The sequence below is a fragment of the Pseudomonas sp. N40(2020) genome, from assembly GCF_014472415.1.
Taxonomy (GTDB): Bacteria; Pseudomonadota; Gammaproteobacteria; order Pseudomonadales; family Pseudomonadaceae; genus Aquipseudomonas.
The window spans coordinates 15,367-36,874 of sequence record NZ_JACSZV010000042.1 but is presented as its reverse complement, the minus strand read 5'-3'; the positions used below and the strand labels follow the sequence as shown (position 1 = coordinate 36,874).

The following is a 21,508-nucleotide window of genomic DNA, read 5'->3' as shown; positions in this document are numbered from 1 at the left end:
GCATTCACTGTGCAAAGTTAATGCGTCGTAGCCTGAGCCTCGACAATACAAGGCGCAAGACGCATGCTTTGCACTTAATACCTGCACAGAACGCCATATCATGACTGCACCGGATCTGAACCTGCTGATCACCCTCGACGTGCTGCTGCGTGAAGGCAGTGTCGCCCGCGCCGCCAAATGTCTGCGCCTGAGCCCGTCGGCCATGAGCCGTGCTCTGGCCCGTCTGCGCGAAACCACCGGCGATCCGTTGCTGGTGCGCGCCGGTCGTGGCTTGGTGCCGACCCCGCGCGCGCTGGAGTTACGCGAACGGGTCAGTCATCTGGTGCAGGACGCCGAGGCGGTTTTGCGTCCCGCCGAAGTGCTTGATCCCGGCCAGTTGCAGCGCACGTTCACCCTGCGCAACACCGACGGTTTTGTCGAAACCTTCGCCGCCGCCCTGCTCGCCCGCATCGCGCAAGAAGCGCCCGGCGTGCGCCTGCGCTTTGTGCAGAAAGCCGACAAGGACAGCACGCCGCTGCGCGAAGGCCGGGTGGATCTGGAGACGGGTGTGGTCGACGACAGCACCGACCCGACGCTGCACAGCCGCATCCTCTTTGAGGATCACTGGATCGGGGTGGTACGTGAGGAGCACCCATTGGGTTCGGGCAAGATCAGCGCCAAGCGCTTTGCCGGCGGCCAGCACATTCTCATTTCACGACGCGGACGCAGCAGCGGCCCGGTCGATGAAGCGTTACTCGCCTTGGGCCTGACGCGGGACATTGTCACTTCATTCGGCGGATTTTCAGCGGCACTGACTTTGGTCCGTGAATCAGACCTGATTGCCACCGTGCCGGAACGTCACACCAGCAAACTGCGCACCGGCCTGCACAGTTTCGCCCTGCCCTTCGAGATGCCGCCCATCAGCGTGTCCATGCTCTGGCATCCGCGCATGGACGCCGACCCGGCACATCGCTGGTTGCGCAACTGCGTGCGGGAAGTCTGTGCCTAAAGCGCGTCACCGCCAGCGGGTTTGTAGAACAGGAATTTTTTCGTCTCGGCGGTTTTCCGGTATTCCTTGGCCCAACTCGGATGCACGTTGCGATCATGGAAATACAACGCGCCGTTGGTGCGATCCTTGAGCTGACGGTTCAACGCCTTGCCGGCGATTTCCTTGGCCAGCGCGTATTCGGCATCTTCCTTGACCTGATCCGGACGCCCGTCACACCACCAGGAAAACTGGCAGCTTTTGGTTTCCGAGCCTTGCTTGACCACGGCGCAAACGGTGTCGGGAAAACCTTCATGGCCGAGGCGATTCATCACCACGCTGGCCACGGCTTCCATCTCCGGGGTGTCCCTGCCTTTGGCTTCCCAGTAGATACTGCGCGCCAGACAGGTGATTGGATCATCCAGCGGTGCGGCGCCGGCCGGGTCCACCGCTTGCACTTCGGTCGGGGTGATGGCTTCGGATTTGGGCGCCGGTGCCGTGCTGACTTTGTCCGCCGCTTTCTCTTCCAGCACCTGGGCTTTCTCTTCGGCTTTTGCCTTGATCGGCGTTTGATCGGTGGCCATGGCAGTGCCGGCCAACAGGGTTAACGCAACGCATCCAATCAACCATTTCAATGCCATGTCAGCTCTTCCGGCAGGGCCCGAGTCGGGCAAGGTGTTACGTAGGGGAGACGCCCGCATCCCGGGGTCTTGGCTGAGTGTAGACGGCAAAATCGCGGGCAACGTTCCGCTGAAAAATCCGCCAAATCAAGAAAAAGACATTGCACCCACCGGGGGCGTTTCGCGCATCATGGGCGCATTCAGCTCAAGGGAGATCTCCATGCGCTTCATGCCATCCGTTTTGCGCTTTGCCGCGTTGTCTGCCGGCCTGGCCTTTGCCGCCTCGACCATGGCCAGCGACGAGTCGCAACTGATCGAATCGATCAACAAGTACCGCAGCGAACCGCAACGTTGCGGTGCTCAGGCATCCAGCGAACTGCCACCGCTGTCGGCCGATCCGCGACTGCGGCTACCGGCCAGTGGGGCTGTCAATTTGCAGCAAGCCATGGCCAGCGCCAGTTACCCGATGGTCAACGTACAGGCGATCACCCTCAACGGCCCGCGCGATGCGGCGTCGGCGATGCAGGCGATTCAGGAAAGTTTCTGTCAGGTGGTGCTCGATCCGCAGTTCGTCGATGTCGGTGTCAGCCGCGCTGATCGTGATTGGCGCGTTGTGCTGGCGCGGCCATTGTTGTCGGCCAAACTTGGCGATGCGCAGGGTGAAGGGCAAAAACTGCTTGAGCAGCTCAACGCCGCACGCAGCCAGCCACGCCAGTGCGGCGGCCAGGCCTTCGCCGCTGCCGCACCGCTGGCCTGGAACGCGACGCTGGGCACGGTCTCCCAGGATCACAGCCGCGACATGGCCAACAAAAACTACCTCGACCACAAGGACCGCGACGGCCGCACCCCCGGTGACCGCGCCGAACTGGCCGGCTACAGCGGTCAACTGGTCGGCGAAAACATCGCCGCCGGCCAGGACACTGTGGGCAAAGTCGTCGACGGCTGGCTCGCCAGCCCCGGCCACTGCGCCAACCTGATGAACCCGCAGTACAAGGAACTCGGCGCCGCTTATGCGACCGACCCGAAGAGCGATGCAGGGATTTACTGGACGGCGATGTTTGGGGCGCAGTAAATCTCAAGCCCACAGTTTTTTTGTGGTGTTCTGCTGATCATCGACGGCATCAATCACCCGGTCATTAAGAGTGATTGGACGCTGTTCGACATTGCCCATACCCTGCGCCGTCCAGATCCGCGCTTAGCGGTTTTCCCCACAGCGAGGCTGTCATGTCAGAGCGCGTCTTGATCGATGGCTTCAACCGCCGCGTCGACTACCTGCGCATGTCGGTGACCGACCGTTGCGACTTTCGCTGTGTGTATTGCATGGCTGAAGACATGCAGTTTCTGCCGCGCCAGCAAGTGCTGACGCTGGAGGAAATCTACCAACTGGCACAAAGCTTCGTCGCACTGGGCACGCGCAAGATCCGTCTCACTGGCGGCGAACCGCTGATCCGTCCCGGCGTGGTGCAACTGTGCGAGCAGATCGCCGCCCTGCCCGGCCTGCGCGAATTGTGCCTGACCACCAACGGCTCACAACTGGGCAAACTCGCCGCACCACTGTTCGACGCAGGCGTTAAACGCCTTAACGTCAGCCTCGACAGCCTCTGCCCTGAGCGCTTCAAACAGATGACCCGCACCGGCGATCTGGCGCAGGTCATCAAGGGTATCGATGCCGCGCGCAAGGCCGGTTTCACTCGCACCAAACTCAACTGCGTGGTGATGCAGGGCCGAAATGATCAAGAGATCAATGATCTGGTGAGCTTCGCCATCGACCGTGAGCTGGACATTTCTTTCATTGAAGAAATGCCGCTGGGCGTCATTGACGAACACAGCCGCGCCGAATCGTTTTTCTCTAGCGCACAAGTGCGCGAACGGATCGCCGAACGCTACACCCTGATCGACTCCGCCGAATCGACCCAAGGCCCGTCGCGCTACTGGCGGCTGGCCGAAGCCCCGCAGATTCGCCTGGGTTTTATTTCTCCGCACAGCCACAACTTCTGCGCTACCTGTAACCGGGTGAGGCTGACGGTGGAGGGGCGTTTGCTACTGTGTCTAGGTAACGAGCATTCGCTGGACTTGAAAGCCGTGCTGCGCGCCCATCCCGGGCAACCGGAACGTCTGGAGAAAGCGATCATCGAAGCGATGAAGCTCAAGCCCTACAGGCACAACTTTGAAGTGAACGATGACGTACAAATCGTGCGATTCATGAACATGACCGGCGGTTGATGCGTCACGTCCACGCGTAATCGGGATCACCCAGCATGATCATCAGACCCAAGGTCAGTCAGTTCGCCATCCTTTTTACCCTCAAGGGTTCGATTGCCAAGCGAATCGCCTTGCGCACCCTGATGGTCACCCTGCTGGCGTCGGCGATTGTGCTGGTGGAAATCCTCCATCCCAGCAGCTTCACCAAGGTCAACGCCACGCCCTTCACGCTGCTGGGCTTGTCGCTGTCGATCTTCATGAGTTTTCGTAACAACGCCTGCTATGACCGCTGGTACGAAGCGCGCAAGGCCTGGGGCGAAGTGATCGTCCATGTGCGCTCGATCATTCGCGAAACCCACATCATCCGCGAATCGGAGCAACGCCGGCCGCTGCTGCTCAATCTGTGCGGCTTCGCCCACTCCCTCAACGCGCGACTGCGGCGTGAAGACGAGGCGGCGGCCAGCGGCGCGTGGGTCGACCCGAAACCCGACGCTCAGGTGCCCGACTACAGCGCACAGATCCTGCACCGGATTGGCGAACAATGCTCCGATCTGCAACAGGCCGGCGCACTGAGCGAATGGCGCTACATGCTGCTGGCCAATCACCTGACCAGCCTCACGCAAGCTCAAGCCGTGTGCGAGCGGATCAAGAACACGCCGCTGCCCTTCCCCTATACCTTGCTGCTGCATCGCACGATTTACCTGTTCTGCATCCTGTTACCGTTCGCCATGGCCGAGCCGCTGGGCTGGCTGACGCCGCTGTTCACCGCGATTGTCAGTTACACCTTTTTCGGTCTGGATGCGATTGCCGATGAGTTGGAAGACCCATTCGGCCGCGATGAAAACGACCTGCCAACCGATGCTCTGGTCCGCACGATCGAGCGCGACATTCTGGCTGAACTGGGTGTTGCGCAACTGCCACCGGCGTTGACGCCCGTCGATTACGTCCTGAGTTGAGCCGCCAGTCACAGCCTTGTCTGAGCACTATTGGATTTAACAAAAGCCTGATTAGATAGCGGCTCCGCCAGAATTCGACTCAGGAGCCGCACTTGAGTACACCGCCGCAGGATCTTCCCCGCCCCGATCCCGTCACCCTGCGTCAGGCCTGGCGCTTCTGGCTCAAGCTCGGCTGTATCGGCTTCGGCGGCCCCGCCGGGCAAATCGCGATCATGCATCAGGAGTTGGTCGAACGCCGCCGCTGGATCTCCGAACGACGTTTTCTCCACGCCCTCAACTACTGCATGTTGCTGCCCGGCCCCGAGGCTCAACAACTGGCGACCTACATCGGCTGGTTGTTGCATCGCACCTGGGGCGGCGTGATTGCGGGCGTGCTGTTTGTGCTGCCGTCGCTGTTTATCCTGATTGCGCTGTCATGGCTGTACATCGCCTACGGTGACGTGCCGGCGGTGGCCGGGGTGTTTTACGGGATCAAACCGGCGGTGACTGCGATTGTGCTGCACGCGGCGCATCGCATCGGCTCACGGGCCTTGAAGAATGGCTGGCTCTGGGCGATTGCCGGGGCCTCGTTCGTGGCGATTTTTGCCTTCAATGTGCCGTTCCCGCTGATCGTGCTCGGCGCCGCGTTGATCGGTTATCTCGGTGGGCGTCTGGCGCCGCAGCGGTTCGATAACGGCGGCCAGCGCAGCAGTGAAAAATCCTTTGGCCCGGCGTTGATTGATGACGACACCCCGACGCCCGAACACGCTCGTTTCAGTCTGTCGAAGCTCTCGCGGCTAGCATTGGTCGGCGCGGCGCTGTGGTGTCTGCCCATGGCCTTGCTGACGGCATTGTTCGGCTGGGACGGCACTTTCACGCAGATGGGCTGGTTCTTCACCAAAGCCGCATTACTGACCTTTGGAGGGGCCTATGCGGTGTTGCCCTATGTCTATCAGGGCGCGGTGGGGCATTACGGCTGGTTGACGCCGACGCAGATGATCGACGGCCTGGCGCTTGGCGAAACTACGCCGGGGCCGTTGATCATGGTGGTGGCGTTTGTTGGCTTCATCGGCGGTTATGTGCAACCGGTATTCGGCGCGGAACATGCGTTCGCCGCTGGCGCAATGGCAGCGACGCTGGTGACGTGGTTCACCTTTCTGCCTTCGTTTCTGTTCATTCTCGCCGGCGGGCCGTTGGTGGAATCGACTCACAATGAACTGAAGTTCACTGCGCCGCTGACCGCGATCACGGCGGCAGTGGTCGGGGTGATTCTCAACCTCGCGTGTTTTTTCGCGTATCACGTGTTCTGGCCGAGCGGTTTCGCCGGGCAACCGGATGTTTTTTCGATAGCGCTGGCAGTCCTGGCGGCACTGGCGCTGTTCGTTTTCAAACGTGGTGTGATTGAAGTGTTGATCGTTTGCGCCCTTGTCGGGCTGGGCTTTCACCTGTTGCGCTAAACAACCGTCGCATCGCCGATGCGCAATCAATCGTTTACACGCCCGAGGAATGCCCCTTACTATCCGGGCACACCGGTCGGCGGGTCAGTCCCGCCACCGACGTTTTCCGCCAACGGAAACACGCGTCATGAGTACGTCACTACAACAACCAAAATCGTTGAACGTCTCCGCTGTGTGCGCCCTCTGTCAAAGAGGCCGCGCATGAATCGCATCGTCAATCTCCCCATGGCCCTGCGCCGTTCCAAGCTGCGTCACTCCGCACGCCCGCCGGATATCGCCCTCTCTGCCTGATCGCATCTGAAAAACGCGTAGGACTTTTCTCTTTCGATATCCCTGCCAGGACGCCTGGGCTTTTGCCCACTAATGTCCTCTGGCCGAATCTGCGCGCCTTTGCGGCGCCACCGTGAGTGATTGATTATGAAATTCGCAGCCATTGAAGACGCACGCCTGTTCCTTGAACAGAACCCCGATATCGACATGATCGAACTGTTCATTCTCGATGCCAACGGCGTACCACGCGGCAAGCTGTTGCACCGTGAAGAACTGCTCGCCGTGTATGAAAGCGGCCGCCCGCTGCCCAGCACTATTCTCGGTCTGACCGTACAGGGTGAGGACGTCGAAAACTCTGGTCTGGTCTGGGATGTCGGCGATATCGACTGCCGCGCCTATCCATTGGAGGGCAGCCTGGTACGCCTGCCGTGGCGGCAGATCCCCACCGCTGCGGTGCAGGTCAGCATGCACCCCACCGAGGGCATGCCGGCGAGCATCGCCGACCCGCGCCACCTGTTGATCAAGGTGGTCGACGCGCTCAAAGCCGAGGGTTATTACCCGGTGATGGCCTGCGAACTGGAGTTCTATCTGCTCGATGCCAAACGCGATCACAACGGCCGCCCGCAACCGGCGCTGGATGCTGACGGCGGTCGACCGCGACACACCCAGGTCTACGGTTTGCGTGAACTGGAGCAGATCGAACCGTTCCTCGCCGACCTTTACGGCGCCTGCAAACTGCATGGCATTCCGGCGCGCACGGCGATCTCGGAATACGCACCGGGGCAAGTGGAAATCACCCTCGAACATGGCGATGCGCTGGAGGCGATGGATCAAGCGGTGCGCTACAAGCGCCTGGTCAAAGCCGTGGCGCACAAGCACGGCATGCAAGCGACATTCATGGCCAAGCCGTTCGATGATCTGGCCGGCACCGGCATGCACATGCACGTCAGCCTCGCCGATGCCGAAGGCCGTAACCTGTTCGCCTCCGAAGACCCGGCCGGTACCCCGCTGCTGCGCACGGCGATTGGCGGGATGCTCGCGTCCTTGCTCGATTCGCTGCTGCTGTTCTGCCCGAATGCCAACTCTTATCGCCGTTTTCAGGCCAACAGCTATGCGCCACTGGCGCCGACCTGGGGTGTCGACAACCGCACCGTCAGCCTGCGCGTGCCCGGCGGCCCGGCCAACACCCGACACATCGAACACCGTATCTGCGGCGCCGACGCCAACCCGTATCTGGCGGCAGCGGCGATCCTTGCCGGCATTCATCGCGGCATTCGCGAAAACCTTGATCCGGGCGCACCAGTCGAGGGCAACGGCTATGCGCAAGCGAAGGAATTACTGCCGACCGATTGGCTGACGTCGTTGCAGGCGCTGGAAAATTCAAGTTGGGCGCGGGATGCGTTGGGGCAAGAATTTCTTGGGGTTTATCTGGCGGTGAAGCGCGCTGAGTATCGGCAGTTCATGGCTGAAGTGGGTGAGCAGGATTGGCGCTGGTATCTGACTGAAGCCTGAGAAATCACCACTGCTCCCCCTGTAGGAGTGAGCCTGCTCGCGATAACGATCTGTCAGTTAACGCTGATTTGACTGACACACCGCTATCGCGAGCAGGCTCACTCCTACAGGGGATCGCATACCGACTTTGATTTTGTGTGGACACTGACATGACCAATCGCTGCAATTCCTACTACACCGCCACCCTCAACCAGGACACCGACTACCCGACCCTGCAAGGCCGGCACAAAGTCGATGTGGTGATCATCGGCGGCGGTTTCACCGGCGTTGCCACCGCTGTCGAACTCGCCGAAAAAGGCCTGAAAGTCGCCATCGTCGAGAGCAACAAAATCGGCTGGGGTGCCACCGGGCGCAATGGCGGCCAGGTCACCGGCAGCCTCTCTGGCGATGGCGCGATGCGCAAACAGATGCGCCCGAAACTGGGTGATGAGGTCGACGATTTCATCTGGCATCTGCGCTGGCGCGGGCACGAGATCATCAAACAGCGCGTCGAGAAATACGCCATCGCTTGTGACCTCAAACACGGTCATCTGCACGCCGCCTACAAACCCAGCCACATGACCGATCTGCGCAGCGATTACGAAGAAGCCGTGCGACGCGGACTGGGTGATGAAGTCAGCCTGCTCGACCGCAGCCAGGTGCGCGACCTGCTGCAAAGCGACCTCTACCACGGCGCGATCAAGAATACCCGCAACATGCACCTGCACCCGCTCAACCTGTGCATCGGCGAAGCGCGAGCGGCGGAAAGTCTGGGTGCGCTGATCTTCGAAAACAGCGAAGTGCTAGAGATCATTCACGGCGATACGCCTGGGGTCAGAACCGCCCACGGCCAGATCGACGCCAATCAGGTAATGCTCGCCGGCGACGTCTATCACAAACTCGAACCAGGACAGCTCAAGGGCAAGATTTTTCCGGCCATGGGCGGCATCGTCACCACGGCCCCGCTCGGCGATCTGGCACGGCAGATCAACCCTGAAGATCTGGCGGTGTACGACTGCCGTTTCGTCCTCGATTACTACCGACTCACCGCTGACGGCCGCTTGTTGTTCGGCGGCGGCGCCAACTACAGCGGCAAGGACTCGCGCGACATCGCCGCCGAACTGCGCCCGTGCATCGAGCAGACTTTCCCGGCGCTCAAAGGCGTGCAGATCGACTACCAGTGGAGCTGCGCGATGGGCATCGTGATCAACCGCATCCCGCAACTGGGCAAGCTTTCGGACAATGTCTGGTACTGCCAGGGTTACTCCGGGCACGGCATCGCCTCTACCCACATCATGGGCGAAATCATGAGTCGGGCGATCACCGGGCAGATGGAGCAGTTCGATACGTTTGCGGCGTGTCAGCACATTCGCGTGCCGATGGGGAATTTGCTGGGCAATCCGTTACTGGCGGCGGGGATGTGGTACTACCAGATGCTTGAAAAGTTGCGTTGACTGGACTGACCCCATCGCGAGCAGGCTCACTCCTACAAGGGGAATGCATTCCAACTGTAGGAGTGAGCCTGCTCGCGATGAGGCCCTACGCCGCTATACAAATCTCAGTCAGGCAACTGCTCCACCTCAATCCCCAACCGTTGATAATCCTCGACACTCCCCGACGCCAGGTGCCGCTCGGTAATCAACGTATGCACCCGCGTGCACGGCGCCACCACAAACGGCTCCACCGCGCCCAACTTGTCCGCCGTGGTCACCGCGATCACCTGCGCGGCGCTATCGAACAATGCCTGCTTCACCGGCACCTCATCGAAATACAGCGAGCTCAACCCCACCTCCGGATGAATCGCACACACCCCGGTAAACAGCAGATCAGCCTTGATGCTTTGCAGCAGGCGCACGGTCTCGTGGCCGCTGACCGACATCGTTGCCAGGTTCAACTGCCCGCCCGCCAGAATCACCTTGATGCCTTTGTATTCGGCGAGGGTGATGGCGGTCATCGGAGACGTGGTCACCGCTGTGATCTTGATATCCGCCAGCAACGAACGCGCGATCTGCAACGTGGTAGTGCCGGAATCGAACAGCACGATCTGGCCATCCTTCACCCGTCCGGCGGCGAGTTGCGCCAGGCGGGTTTTCACCTCGTCGGTCTCACTGATGCGGGTGAAGTAATCCTTGCCGGTGTCTTTCGGCCTCGGCAACGCGCCGCCATGTACCCGCTGCACCAGGCCGGCGTTATCCAGCTCGGCGAGGTCGCGGCGGATGGTGTCCTCGGACACAGCGAAATGCTGGCTCAACTCGGAGGCCATGACCTTGCCGTCACGTTCAAGAATCAGGAGGATTTTCTGCCGGCGCAGGGAGGGAAGTTCGGTGACTGAATGATCGTGCATGGTTCTGCCTGTTTATGCTTGTAGTTGCAGGTTTTCGCCGAGACTAGCGAAAGCCTCGGGTAAACACAAATCGGCGGATATCAATTGTTTCGATCATTGGAATCACAAAGCCGAATTTTTCCTTTGCATTCAGCCTGTTCAGAATGGCCCCACTCTCAACAGGCTCAGGATGACCACCTAATGAATCTCAATTTCGCGTTTGCTTGCATGATCGTCGTGTCGTTCGCGATCGCTTTGGGCCACGCCTGAGGCATTAAACCGACGCCGCCAGATGCTCGCGAAACCACTTGTGCGCGGGATCACGGTGAAGTCGCTCGTCCCAGAACATCGCCATTTCGTAGCCCGGCACCTGCAGCGGTGCCTCGACCACTTGCAATGCCGAGTTGCCGCGCACCAGCCGTGACGGCAGCATTGCCACCAGATCGGTGCTCGCCAGCACCGACATCACCATCAGAAAGTGCGGCACCGACAGCACCACTTTGCGCGACAGCCCCACGTCGGCCAGCACCTTGTCAGTCACCCCGAAAAAGCCCCCGCCCTCTCGCGACACCAGCACATGTTCCAGTGCGCAGAACTCATCGCAGCTCGGTTTACCCGTCAAACCGGGATGCCCGAGACGCCCGGCCAACACGTAACGCTCGCTAAACAGCACCCGTTGATGCAGGTCCAGCGGCGCGTCTTCGGTGATGTGCAGCGCCAGATCGAACACGCCCTGCTCCGCTTGCTTGACCAATTGCGCTGGCATCAGGTCGATAACCGCCAGCCGAGTGCCCGGTGCCTGCGCACGTAAACTGCTCAGCGCCGGCAGAAGAATGGTCGATTCACCGTAGTCGGTTGCCGCGACTCTCCAGGTCTGGGTCGCCAGTGCGGGGTCGAACACAGTGGCCGGGGCCACCGCCCGTTCCAGTGCGTCCAGAGCCTCGCGCAAAGGCTCACGCAACTCATCGGCTCGCGCCGTCGGGCGCATACCCCGCGGGCCAGGGAGCAACAGCGGATCGCCGAAGATGTCGCGAAGCTTGGCCAAATGGACGCTCACCGAGGGCTGCGACAGGTTCAGCCGTTGCGCCGCGCGGGTTACGTTGTGCTCGGACAGCAGCACATCGAGGGTCAACAGCAGATTAATATCCAGTCGTCTCAAATTATTCATGGCTATACCAGACATATCAGACATTCATTTCCAATATACCTGTGGAGCGCTGATCCTGCTCCCACTCAGCCACGGAGCTTTAAAAATGAATGTACTACTGGTCTACGCCCACCCCGAACCCACCTCCCTCAACGGCGCGCTCAAGGACTTCACCGTTCAGCGCCTCGAAGCCGCCGGCCACAACGTGCAAGTCTCCGACCTTTACGCGATGAACTGGAAAGCCATCCTCGATGCCGACGACGCCCCACAGCGTGATAACAGCAAACCGTTCCACGCCTCCCTCGACTCGAAACTCGCCTACGCCCAAGGCACGCAAGCCGCCGACATCGCCCGCGAGCAGGAAAAACTGCTGTGGGCCGACGCGCTGATTCTGCAATTCCCGCTTTGGTGGTTCACGATGCCGGCGATCCTCAAGGGCTGGATCGAACGCGTCTACGCCTACGGGTTTGCCTATGGCGTTGGCGAACACTCCGACAGCCGTTGGGGCGAGCGTTATGGCGAAGGGAAAATGAAAGGCAAACGGGCGATGTTGATGGTCACCACTGGTGGCTGGGAATCGCATTACAGCCCGCGCGGGATCAATGGGCCGATGGATGACCTGTTGTTCCCGATTCAGCACGGAGTTCTGCATTACCCCGGTTTTGACGTGCTGCCCCCCTTCCTTGTCTATCGCACCAGCCGCATGGACGACGCCCGGTTTACCGAGACAACGGATGAACTGGGGCGCCGACTGGATGAGTTGTGGAGTGCCCGGCCGATTGCGTTCAGGCAGCAGAATGCGGGGGATTACGAGATTCCGGGGTTGACGTTGAAGGATGATGTTGCGCCCGGTAAGCAGGGCTTTGCCGCACACCTCATTTAGCGGAGAAAGGTGAAGGAGCAAGCTCCTTCACCGTATCTCAAGGCGATACCACCCGCGCCTTACGCACAAACAACGCATGGGCCTTCTCCCAGAAGTTGCCGCCCAGCACAAAGAAACTGCCAACAAACATCAAATCCCCAAGCAATTGCAGCTGCCACAGATTGGGCCGCAACCCCGGCCAGAAGTTATCGAAATACGGTTCCAGAAACGAGACAAGCAACGGCAGGCAAAACATCACCACGCCGATCCTGTGCCGCAGCGGCCCGACCTCGTCGACCGGTGTCGGAATCATTCCCGAGACATAACCGCCGATCTTGCGCTTGAGCTCGGCGAATCCGGCCTTGCCCATTACCGCGATCACCAGCAGCAACAGCACTTTGTTACTGATAAACAGCACACCGGTCAGCGCCGCCACTTTCGAGCCGGGCACATCGAGGGCGGCGGCCAGTGGCACCATCAGCCACGAACCGAGCATCAGGCAGATGATCGCCACACCGACCTTGAAGCGCCAGTTGGCGGTGGTGGTCGGCGTTACCGGATCTTGGGCAGTGTCCATGGTTTCGTACCTGTTTTGGCGGGATGCCGTGCCTGAAAAGCGTAGCAGCAGATTCGCCCGAACAACCTGCAATTCGCGGTCTATGCTCCAGTGATATTGGCGATTGGGGACACACGCAATGCCTGCACCGACAGCCCTGCTGACGCGGCCCGGTCACCTGTTGTTGCTCGGCGCGCTGAGCTTCAGCGGCTGTGTGCGTCTGGGGCCGGATTTCCAGCCGCCGGCCGAAGCATGGAGCAAGCAGTGGAACAGCGCAGCGCTGGAGCAGGCCAGCGAACGTGCGGCCCAGCCAGATCTGCGCCAGTGGTGGCAGGTGTTCGCCGACCCGGTGCTGGATCGCCTGATTGCCGATGCGGATGCACATAACAGCAGCCTGAAAATCGCCGGCCTGCGGGTGCTCGAAGCCCGCGCCCAACTGGGCATCGCCGAAAGCGGCCGCTACCCGCAACTGCAACAGGTCGGGGTCGACAGCCTCTACATCGACCGCCACCAGTCCGGCGGCAGCAACCCGCAGGATCTGCACTTCTGGCAACACAGCGCCGCTTTCGATATCGGTTGGGAGCTGGATTTCTGGGGGCGCTTCAGTCGCGCCATCGAATCGTCCGATGCCAGCTACTTCGCCGCTCAGGCCAACTACGAAGACGCCCTTGTACTGCTGCGCGCGCAAGTCGCCGACACCTATTTTTCCCTGCGCACCACTGAAGCACGACTGCGCGTCGCCCGGGAAAACGCCGTCCAGCAAAAACGCAATTTCGAGATCACCGAAAAGCTTTTCACCAGCGGCCAGAGCGCCGAACTCGACCTGCAACAGGCGAAAACCCAATACCTCGGCACGCTGAGCAGCATTCCGGCATTCGAAGACCAATTGCTGCGCACGCGCAATGCCCTGGCGGTGCTGGTCGGCCAGCCGCCCGGTGGCGCCGCGGCGCTGCTGGCCGAACAAACCGGGCTGATTCCATTGCTGGATCGCGCCGTCTTGCAAGACGTCCCGGCCAACCTGCTGATGCGCCGCCCGGACGTGCGCGCGGCGGAACTGAATGTCGCCGCGCAATCGGCGCTGGTCGGTGTTGCCGAGACTGATCTGTACCCGTCGCTGACCTTGCTCGGCAGCATCGTCTGGTCGACAGATTCCCTCGGTGCTACCCCACGCAGCCTCGACTTGATCGGTGGCCCGAGCCTGCGCTGGAACATCTTCGATTACGGCCGCATCCGCAATAACGTGCGGGTGCAGGACGCACGCTTGCAGCAACTGATCGAAGCCTATCGCGACAAGGTTCGGCAAGCCGCGCGCGAGGCTGACGACGCCGCCAGTGGCTTGAGCAAGGCGCTGGAACGCGAACGCATTTTGCGTGAGGCCGAAGGCGCAGCGCGGCGTTCGCTGGTGCTGGCCAACACGCAATACCGCGAAGGCTATTCGGACTTCCAGAGGGTGCTCGACGCCCAGCGTGCGTTGCTGGAATTGCAGGACAACTATCTGGTCAGCCGCAGCAACGCCGTGAGCAATCTGATAGCTCTGTACAAATCCCTCGGAGGCGGCTGGCAGAGCAACGCGCCGCAGATAGACGAGCCGACCCGACAACAGATGCAACAACGCACCGATTGGGGCGATTTGCTCACCGCGCCACCCGCCCAACCGGCGTATCCCCTTCCATCGCAGGAAAGCCGCCATGACTGAAAACACGACGCCCGCTCCTGCCCCTGTCCAGCCCGACGCAGCGAAAAAAGGCATCCGCTGGGTGCTACTGCTGATTGTACTGAGCCTGGCCTGGTATCTGCTCGCCGACCGCTACACGCCCTACACCCAGCAGGCGCGGGTCGGTGCGTTCGTGATTCCGGTGGCGGCGGAAGTCGCGGGTCGGGTGATTCGGGTCAACGTGCGCAACAACCAGGATGTGAAAGCGGGCGACACCCTCTTCGAACTTGATCCACAGCCGCTGCAAATCGCCGTCGATCGAGCAAAAGCCGATCTGGAATCGACCCGACGTCAGGTCGGCGCGAGCACCGCCGGAATCGCCTCGGCACAGGCTTCCTTAAGGGCCGCGCAAGCCAACGAACTCAAGGCACGACAGGACAATCAGCGCCTCGAGGGTTTGTACAAACAAGATCCCGGCACGGTCTCCGTTCGCCTTCTTGAGGTGTCGCGAGCCAACCGTGAACAAGCGGTCGCCCAAGTTGCCGCCGCCCGCGCCGAAGTGCAACGGGCGCAGGAACAGGAAGGTGGCAATACCGACACCAACGCGCAGTTACGCAGCGCCGCCTCGGCACTGGCCAAAGCCGAGCTGGATCTGGCCAACACCCGCATCGGCGCACGCTCGGCCGGGTTGATCACCGACCTGCGCACCGACGTCGGCCAGTTCACCGCCGCCGGCAGCCCGCTGATGACCCTGATAGCGATCCACGACGTATGGGTCAGCGCCGACCTCACTGAAAACAACCTCGGCCGCGTGCAACCTGGAACCCCGGTGGCCATCGTCCTTGACGCACTGCCCGGCGAAGTCCTCGACGGCCGGGTGCGCAGCGTCGGCTATGGCGTCAGTGTCGGCCAGACGCCGGCGCCCGGCACCCTGCCGAGCATCCAGAACAGCCGCGACTGGCTGCGTCCGGCGCAACGTTTTCCGGTGATCATCGAATTCACTGAAGAGGCGAAAAAACGCCTGATCGACAGCCGCGCCATCCGTGCCGGCGGTCAGGCGGAAGTCATGGCCTTCCCCAGCGAAGGCAATCCGCTCAACCCGTTGGGGCGCTTGTTTGTCGGGCTGATGAGCTGGCTGTCGTATGCCTACTGAGCGCAGCGTCCCGGCGCAACGGGCCTTGCGCCTGGCGTTCGGCACCGCGCTGTGCACCGCCGTCAGTTATGCGCTGGCGCTTCCGCTGGCGTTTATTTCGCCCGTGCTGGCGGTGTTGTTGCTGGCCAGTCTGCCCCGGCCATTACCGCTGAAAGGCGCGATAGTGTTGGCACTGGTCGCTGCGCTCACGACGAGCATCGGCCTGCTGCTGGTGCCGTTGCTGCGCTATTACCCGGTGAGTGGTGTGTTGTTGATTGGGCTCGGTTTGTTTGTGGTGTTTCGCTTTGGCCTGCGCGGCGGTAACCCGTTGATCGTGACCTTTCTGGTGATCGGCATGACCATGATTTCTGCCGCCGGGTTTGCCGAATTCGATCTGGCGATGGCGGTCATTGGTGCGCTGGTCAAAGGCTTGTTGCTGGCGGTCGCGGTAGTGGGCATCAGCCATACACTGTTTCCAGAACGGCCCGACAGCCCTGTCCCACCGAAACCGCCCACCTTACCCGCCGATGAAGTCCCGCGTGTGGCACTGCGCGCCACCCTGATCGTCATGCCGACATTCTTGCTGGCCCTGAGCGACCCGGCCAGTTACCTGCCGATCATCCTCAAAGCCGTCAGCCTCGGCCAGCAAACCTCCACGCCCAACACCCATCACGCCGGGCGCGAACTGCTCGGCTCGACCCTGCTCGGAGGCTTGCTGGCCGTGCTGCTCTGGTGTGGCTTGAGCCTGTTTGTGCATGTGTGGATGTTCTTTTTGTGGACGCTGCTGTTCGGGCTGTGGCTGGCGCGCAAACTCAATCGCCTCAGCCCGACAACCTTCAGCCCCGGCTTCTGGCTCAACACCCTGGTGACGATGATCATCCTGCTCGGCCAATCGGTGCAGGACAGCGCCGCGGGCAAAGACGTCTACAGCGCGTTCGCCGTGCGCATGGGTCTGTTCATTCTGGTGACGCTCTACAGCGCGTTGATGATGCGCCTGCTCGAAGCGCACAAACCAAGCCGTCAAGGCGTGACCTGATAGCCGCGCCCTTGCAGACACCCGGTGTAAGCACTGGAACTGGCTGCTGCATCAGTCTTGCTCTGCGCACGTCGATCCTGACGCTGTCGCGCACCACCCACCACCGCGCCGGCGGCAGCCGATTGCCCGGCGCGGTTCTGCCGGTAATCCTGCTTGCGATCATCGTCGACCGCATCATAAAACTCGTCGTGCTGACGGCCGCGCACCTCAGCCGCTGTTGCACCGGCCGCAGCACCGACGGCAGCGCCCCTCAGGCGACCACCGGTTTGCGGGGTTGAAGTGGTGGAACTGGCGGCGACCGAATGGCAGTCGTTCATGTCGATCTGGGTTTGTTGCGAAGTCTGGCCCTTGAGCGGGATGATGGTTTGCGCATGGGCTTGCGTGGCGCAAAGAGCGGCGATCAAGAGAGCGGTGGACGACAAACGGTTCATGATTACCTCCGGCGGGGCCTGGGGTTGGCTGTGATGCGGGGTAATCAAATAGTGTAGTTCACCAGTGACAAACTCATTTAAGCGGTGAAGGAGCAAACTCCCTCACCACGACGGATGATGTGTAATCAGGACTCTTCCCGCACCCGCCGCACCTGCACCAACAACGCCGGCGCAAAATGCAGCAGCACCATCCGCGCCAGGTGGTGAGTGAGGATAAACACCACATTCAGCCCACCCCCAAACGCGACAATCGCAATCGTCTCAATCGCCCCCGGCATGTACGCCAGCCACAGAGACAGCGGATCGCTGCCCAACCATCGCGCCGCCCCTTCGGCAAATGCCGCCGCCACCACGATCATCAACCCGACCGACACCAGCGCCGCACGACCATGCAGCCCCAATTCCTTGAGGCCCAAACCCTTAAACCGCGAGCCGATGCGTACGCCGAGCACCAGGGCTGCCAGATTCAAACTCCAGTCCGGCATGTGAAAACCCTGCAGCCAGCCTGCTTTTACAAAGACTGCGGTGATGATAATCGCCGTGAGCATAAATGGCGCCGGCACGCCGATTACCAGCAGCAATCGACCGAGCACGACGCTCAAGCCGATTACCGAGAAAACCGTCAACGCCATGCCGGTGGTCAACGGATCGCTATCAACAGCAGCAACCGACACCTGCCCCGGAATCAAAAAGCTCACCAACACCGTGATCAACAGCAACCGCATCAGATGCACGATGATTACCTTGCTCGAGGCCTTCTCCGACTCCAGCAAATCAAACACCGCCGCCAGCGCCCCCGGATACACCGCCAGCAGCGCATCCGTGCGATTCCACCCTGCCCCGCACGTCAGCCACCAACCGGCCAAGGCAATCTGCACAGTCAAGCACAGCAGCAACACGCCAAGGCTCGGCAACATCGTCGACGCCGTCGCACTGTCCCACGCTTCGAACATCAGCCCGGTGGCGATGCCCAGCGTGACCTGGATGTAGCCCAAACCATAAGGTGTCGCGGGTGCAAAACCGGATTTAGTGACGACCAATGCCGTAACAAGGATCGACCCCAGCAGCACCCCATGAGGTACACCGAGGGACTGCAACACAGCGCCAAAACCGGCGGCGATCAACAAACATAGAATGGATTTCATATTCGCCTTCCTGGCTATTCAAATGGCTTAAGCGCGCAACCGTCCAATCGCGCGCCGATACTTCTCGATCCGCTCCAGATCCTCCCAACTTGGCGAGGCGATGCGCGACAGGTCGCTGTTCTCTTCCAGATCCGCCAGTTTCACGACCCGGCCGATGGGGTTTTGCGCCGCGCGCTCGACGAAATCCTCATAGGACTCGCCGGGCACCTTGGTAACTGATTCGATAGCGCTCAGCACCTCTTCGCTGAAACCTTCCTTGCGAAGGTCATCCAGGCTGATATCGCAATCCTCGACCACATCGTGCAGCACCGCGACGATGCGTTCCTCCAGCGTGGTCATGCGCAACATCACTTTCAGCGGATGCAAAATGTACGGCGCCCCGCCCTTGTCCACCTGCCCCGCGTGCGCAGTGGCGGCGATGGCGATTGCGCGTTCGAGTGTTTGCGTCATGGAATTTCCTCGGGTTAAACGCCGTACCGGCCGCCAACGTGGATATTGCGTTTGAGCCAAGCGCCAATGGCCTTCAAGCGACCGACTGGCTTCGCTGGCTCGGAGTGACGCTTGAGTATCATCGACACCATCGTCACTTGATCCGCCCCCGGATGCGCATCGATCAACTCCGCGACCCAGACACAATCAGCCTTTTTCAAATGCTCACGCCACTCACCGGGCCAGGCGTCCAGCTCATCCAGCGCCAACCAGCGCGCACCGCCCTGCCCACCATGCCCTCCGGCCGTCGATTGTTCGAAACACAAAGGCGTGGCCGGTCGGGACAGGTCGATGTTGAAAATGTAGACGTCGTGGGTTGGGTGCTGCGACGTGGGGGCGTTGTTGCGGCTGCCGATTTCAATCATGGGCAATATTCCAATCCTTGGGGCGCTAGATGTGTCCGATTGTTTCTCAGTCTACGCGAACAGCGCAAATCAAAAACCTGATTGAACCTCCTTCCCCTGCGCTATCTCGAAACCATAAGCGCCCACTCATTGATCAGAACCGGCGCCATTGAAGAGGAAAGCCCGATGAACATTCGATTCCTGCTTCTGATCGCCACTTTCAGCGTCATCCCCACCTGCGTCATGGCCGAAGGCTGCGACGTCGAAACCCGCTCCTCCAGCGCCTCCGTGCCCACCGTCTCCAGCCACAGTTGCTACGAATATGAGGGTGTGCCCGTCAATTCCATCGACTGGTCGTGCAGCAACGAAAGCAAAGACATGGTCAACGCCGTCAAGAAAAAGGTCCAACAGTGCGACGACCACTACCAGGCCACCTGCATCGCCACCCTCACCCAGGAATCACTGGCCAACCCGCACTCCACCAGTAAGGACAAAAACGCCAAGGCGTTGAATATTCCTGATGGTGCGCAGGTGACCACGTATTACTACGGTGCGGAGAATCTGGGGCAGGCGAAGATTGATTGCGAAAGTGGGGGTGGGGATTGGAAGGTGAAATGAAAGCAACGAACGGCTAAGCCGTGATGCTCACGATATAAAAAAGCCCGGCTCATAGCCGGGCTGTCTTCACCATCGGTATCAGCGCTTATTGGCATCACACCTAGTACGCAAGTCATGGTCGCTTATATTGCCGCAGCTCCCATTACCCTTCATGACCTCGCAATAAGTACGCTGGTCATGATCACCAATGTTGCCGCAGGAGCCGTTGCCATTTTCCGCATTGCAACGCTCACGCAAATCATGATTATCGATATTGCCGCAACTGCCGCCGCTCTTCCTGGCATTGCAATAGGTACGCTGGTCGTGATCAGCAATGTTGCCACAGGAGCCATTGCCATTTTCCGCATTGCAGCGCTCACGCAAATCATGATCATCAATGTTGCCGCAACTGCCACCGCTCTCCCGCGCATAGCAATAGGCACGTTGGTCATGGTCATCAATATTTCCGCAACCGGCAAAAGCGTAACCGCTGAACATCAACAACATCGCAAGAATCAGCTTCATCTCACACTTCCTTAGGCTCACCAGGAAACAGCCTGGCACTGCTTGATCCGTTCAAAATGAGCGTCGCGACACGCCATCAAATTGACATCGCTTTTAAGGAAAGTTCCAAACGGGATGCAAAGCCATGATTTGAGATTCGACCGAATTTGAAGTCTGAAAAACGCGTAGGAAAACACCTCTTGTGGCGCGGGGATTCATCACCGATGGGCTGCGAAGCGGCCCCAACCCGGCGAGTTCATTTCTCCAGATACGCCGCACGCCACGGATCACGACGACTGCGTCGCCGATCGGGGATAAATCCCCTCGCCACAGTGTATTTCCGCCACCACACTGGTTTATTGCCTAAACTCGACAACCCCGGCAGTAACCAGTCGCCAATATCGGCCACGGGGCATTATCAAAAATTCGCCGGCGTATTCGCACTAATAATCTCAGCCTCATCCGCCCCGATATTCCGGAACTTATGCGGCAGCGTTGTCGGAAAGTAATACCCATCCCCCGCATTCAAAACACTCACCGACCCATCCACGGTCAACTCAACAGTCCCGCGCGTCACCAACCCACACTCCTCACCTTCCGAATGCACAATCGGCTCTTCCCCGGAGCTCGCGCCCGGTGCGTATTGCTCGCGCAGCAAGCGCATCTGCCGGCTCGGCACGGAGGCGCCGATCAGCAGCAGGCGCAAGCCATGGCGGCCGAGGTCGGGTTGTTCGTTGGCGCGGAAGACGTATTGATGTTCGCGCGGCGGCTGGTCGAAGGTGAAGAAGTCGGCCAGGGACATCGGGATGCCTTCGAGCAGCTTTTTCAGGGAGCTGACGGAGGGGCTGACGCGATTCTGTTCGATCAGGGAGATGGTGGCATTGGTCACGCCGCTACGCCGGGCCAGCTCGCGCTGGGAGAGTTTGTAGCTTTCGCGTACTAGTTTGAGTCGAGAACCCGTATCCATGACTGCCTTATGTTGAGGTACTTAAGGGTAATGGGGGTGGGTGGCGGGTGACGCGCCGGGGCGCGGATCACGTTGCTCCCGTGTCCCGGAACCGTGAAAGGCGGCTATTAAATCACGTTTGATGGTGTAGCTCAGCAGGTTCGATGGATGGTGGGGGAAAAGTCTTTCCTGCCTTGGCAATGCGGATCTGTAGGCCTTCGCCTGCTCGCGATTCGGTGGCACATTCAACATCACTTTTGACTGATTGATCGCATTCGCGAGCAAGCTCGCTCCCACAGGATTTGTGGTGTTTCTGGAAGAGTGGTGATGGCTGGGCTGGCCTCATCGCGAGCAGGCTCACTCCTACAGTAGAGCGTTGTGTCAGGTAAAAAACCGGCGGGGT

The 21,508-nt window shown here is 60.4% G+C and carries 22 protein-coding genes; 12 read left to right on the top strand and 10 right to left on the bottom strand.

From position 1 onward, the window contains the following. Positions 1–100 precede the first annotated feature (100 nt). Entirely contained in the window at positions 101–988 is an 888-nt protein-coding gene (locus IAI51_RS22845) for a LysR family transcriptional regulator (protein WP_187680522.1), read from the top strand. Here IAI51_RS22845 and IAI51_RS22840 read toward each other — a convergent pair. Beyond that, a complete protein-coding gene (locus IAI51_RS22840) occupies positions 985–1,605 on the bottom strand; it encodes a cell wall hydrolase (RefSeq protein ID WP_187680521.1) in 621 nt (206 codons plus the stop codon). The two genes, IAI51_RS22845 and IAI51_RS22840, sit on opposite strands and share 4 nt — an antisense overlap. A 199-nt stretch (positions 1,606–1,804) precedes the next feature. On the opposite strand from IAI51_RS22840, the gene IAI51_RS22835 reads away from it, so the two are divergent. From IAI51_RS22835 to IAI51_RS22810, 6 genes are all read left to right on the top strand, one after another. Then, positions 1,805–2,656: a CAP domain-containing protein gene (locus tag IAI51_RS22835; RefSeq protein ID WP_187680520.1), complete on the top strand. Its 852-nt coding sequence runs from the start codon at positions 1,805–1,807 to the stop codon at positions 2,654–2,656. A 152-nt stretch (positions 2,657–2,808) separates the two neighbouring features. Continuing rightward, positions 2,809–3,807: a GTP 3',8-cyclase MoaA gene (moaA, locus tag IAI51_RS22830; protein ID WP_187680519.1), complete on the top strand. Its 999-nt coding sequence runs from the start codon at positions 2,809–2,811 to the stop codon at positions 3,805–3,807. A gap of 35 nt (positions 3,808–3,842) precedes the next feature. Further along, on the top strand, positions 3,843–4,742 hold the full coding sequence (locus tag IAI51_RS22825; protein ID WP_187680518.1) for a bestrophin family protein: 900 nt from the start codon (positions 3,843–3,845) through the stop codon (positions 4,740–4,742). Positions 4,743–4,834: 92 nt separating this feature from the next. After that, entirely contained in the window at positions 4,835–6,178 is a 1,344-nt protein-coding gene (chrA, locus tag IAI51_RS22820; protein WP_187680517.1) for a chromate efflux transporter, read from the top strand. A 417-nt stretch (positions 6,179–6,595) separates the two neighbouring features. After that, positions 6,596–7,960 (top strand): glutamine synthetase family protein, encoded by a 1,365-nt coding sequence (locus tag IAI51_RS22815; protein ID WP_187680516.1) that lies wholly within the window; start codon positions 6,596–6,598, stop codon positions 7,958–7,960. A gap of 149 nt (positions 7,961–8,109) precedes the next feature. Continuing rightward, positions 8,110–9,393, top strand: coding sequence for an NAD(P)/FAD-dependent oxidoreductase (locus IAI51_RS22810; RefSeq protein ID WP_187680515.1), 1,284 nt, complete (start codon positions 8,110–8,112; stop codon positions 9,391–9,393). 104 nt (positions 9,394–9,497) lie between these two features. On the opposite strand, the gene IAI51_RS22805 is transcribed toward IAI51_RS22810, so the two are convergent. Then, positions 9,498–10,283, bottom strand: coding sequence for a DeoR/GlpR family DNA-binding transcription regulator (locus IAI51_RS22805; RefSeq protein ID WP_187680514.1), 786 nt, complete (start codon positions 10,281–10,283; stop codon positions 9,498–9,500). Positions 10,284–10,536: 253 nt separating this feature from the next. Then, complete coding sequence (locus IAI51_RS22800; protein WP_222944255.1) at positions 10,537–11,430, bottom strand: LysR family transcriptional regulator; 894 nt, start codon at positions 11,428–11,430, stop codon at positions 10,537–10,539. A gap of 85 nt (positions 11,431–11,515) precedes the next feature. Here IAI51_RS22800 and IAI51_RS22795 point away from each other — a divergent pair, with 85 nt between their 5' ends. Beyond that, on the top strand, positions 11,516–12,292 hold the full coding sequence (locus tag IAI51_RS22795) for an NAD(P)H-dependent oxidoreductase (RefSeq protein WP_187680512.1): 777 nt from the start codon (positions 11,516–11,518) through the stop codon (positions 12,290–12,292). A 37-nt stretch (positions 12,293–12,329) separates the two neighbouring features. Here the strand turns inward: IAI51_RS22795 and IAI51_RS22790 are convergent, their stop codons facing one another. Then, on the bottom strand, positions 12,330–12,848 hold the full coding sequence (locus tag IAI51_RS22790; protein WP_187680511.1) for a transporter suffix domain-containing protein: 519 nt from the start codon (positions 12,846–12,848) through the stop codon (positions 12,330–12,332). Between the two features lie 118 nt (positions 12,849–12,966). Here IAI51_RS22790 and IAI51_RS22785 point away from each other — a divergent pair, with 118 nt between their 5' ends. The 3 genes from IAI51_RS22785 to IAI51_RS22775 are packed head-to-tail and all read left to right on the top strand — an operon-like array spanning position 12,967 to position 16,649. Beyond that, a complete protein-coding gene (locus IAI51_RS22785) occupies positions 12,967–14,523 on the top strand; it encodes an efflux transporter outer membrane subunit (protein WP_262410376.1) in 1,557 nt (518 codons plus the stop codon). Beyond that, entirely contained in the window at positions 14,516–15,634 is a 1,119-nt protein-coding gene (locus IAI51_RS22780) for an HlyD family secretion protein (protein WP_187680510.1), read from the top strand. The genes IAI51_RS22785 and IAI51_RS22780 overlap by 8 nt, the downstream gene beginning before the upstream one ends. Then, positions 15,624–16,649, top strand: coding sequence for a DUF2955 domain-containing protein (locus tag IAI51_RS22775; protein WP_187680509.1), 1,026 nt, complete (start codon positions 15,624–15,626; stop codon positions 16,647–16,649). Before IAI51_RS22780 ends, IAI51_RS22775 begins: the two co-directional genes overlap by 11 nt. On the opposite strand, the gene IAI51_RS22770 is transcribed toward IAI51_RS22775, so the two are convergent. The 4 genes from IAI51_RS22770 to IAI51_RS22755 form a co-directional block, all read right to left on the bottom strand. Beyond that, positions 16,634–17,080, bottom strand: coding sequence for a YMGG-like glycine zipper-containing protein (locus IAI51_RS22770; protein WP_187680508.1), 447 nt, complete (start codon positions 17,078–17,080; stop codon positions 16,634–16,636). The two genes, IAI51_RS22775 and IAI51_RS22770, sit on opposite strands and share 16 nt — an antisense overlap. A gap of 125 nt (positions 17,081–17,205) precedes the next feature. Then, the gene (locus IAI51_RS22765; protein WP_187680507.1) at positions 17,206–18,225 is read right to left on the bottom strand and encodes an AbrB family transcriptional regulator; all 1,020 of its coding nucleotides are present in this window, start codon (positions 18,223–18,225) and stop codon (positions 17,206–17,208) included. Positions 18,226–18,252: 27 nt separating this feature from the next. Beyond that, entirely contained in the window at positions 18,253–18,675 is a 423-nt protein-coding gene (locus IAI51_RS22760) for an HD domain-containing protein (protein ID WP_187680506.1), read from the bottom strand. Positions 18,676–18,689: 14 nt separating this feature from the next. Next, on the bottom strand, positions 18,690–19,079 hold the full coding sequence (locus IAI51_RS22755; RefSeq protein WP_187680547.1) for a hypothetical protein: 390 nt from the start codon (positions 19,077–19,079) through the stop codon (positions 18,690–18,692). Between the two features lie 165 nt (positions 19,080–19,244). Here IAI51_RS22755 and IAI51_RS22750 point away from each other — a divergent pair, with 165 nt between their 5' ends. Continuing rightward, positions 19,245–19,676 carry a hypothetical protein gene (locus IAI51_RS22750; RefSeq protein ID WP_187680505.1) on the top strand — a complete coding sequence of 144 codons (432 nt, stop codon included), beginning with the start codon at positions 19,245–19,247 and terminating at the stop codon, positions 19,674–19,676. Between the two features lie 78 nt (positions 19,677–19,754). On the opposite strand, the gene IAI51_RS22745 is transcribed toward IAI51_RS22750, so the two are convergent. Both IAI51_RS22745 and IAI51_RS22740 read right to left on the bottom strand, forming a co-directional pair. Next, a complete protein-coding gene (locus IAI51_RS22745) occupies positions 19,755–20,180 on the bottom strand; it encodes a hypothetical protein (RefSeq protein ID WP_187680504.1) in 426 nt (141 codons plus the stop codon). A gap of 397 nt (positions 20,181–20,577) precedes the next feature. Then, positions 20,578–21,126 (bottom strand): cupin domain-containing protein, encoded by a 549-nt coding sequence (locus IAI51_RS22740; protein ID WP_042558757.1) that lies wholly within the window; start codon positions 21,124–21,126, stop codon positions 20,578–20,580. Positions 21,127–21,508 lie beyond the last annotated feature (382 nt).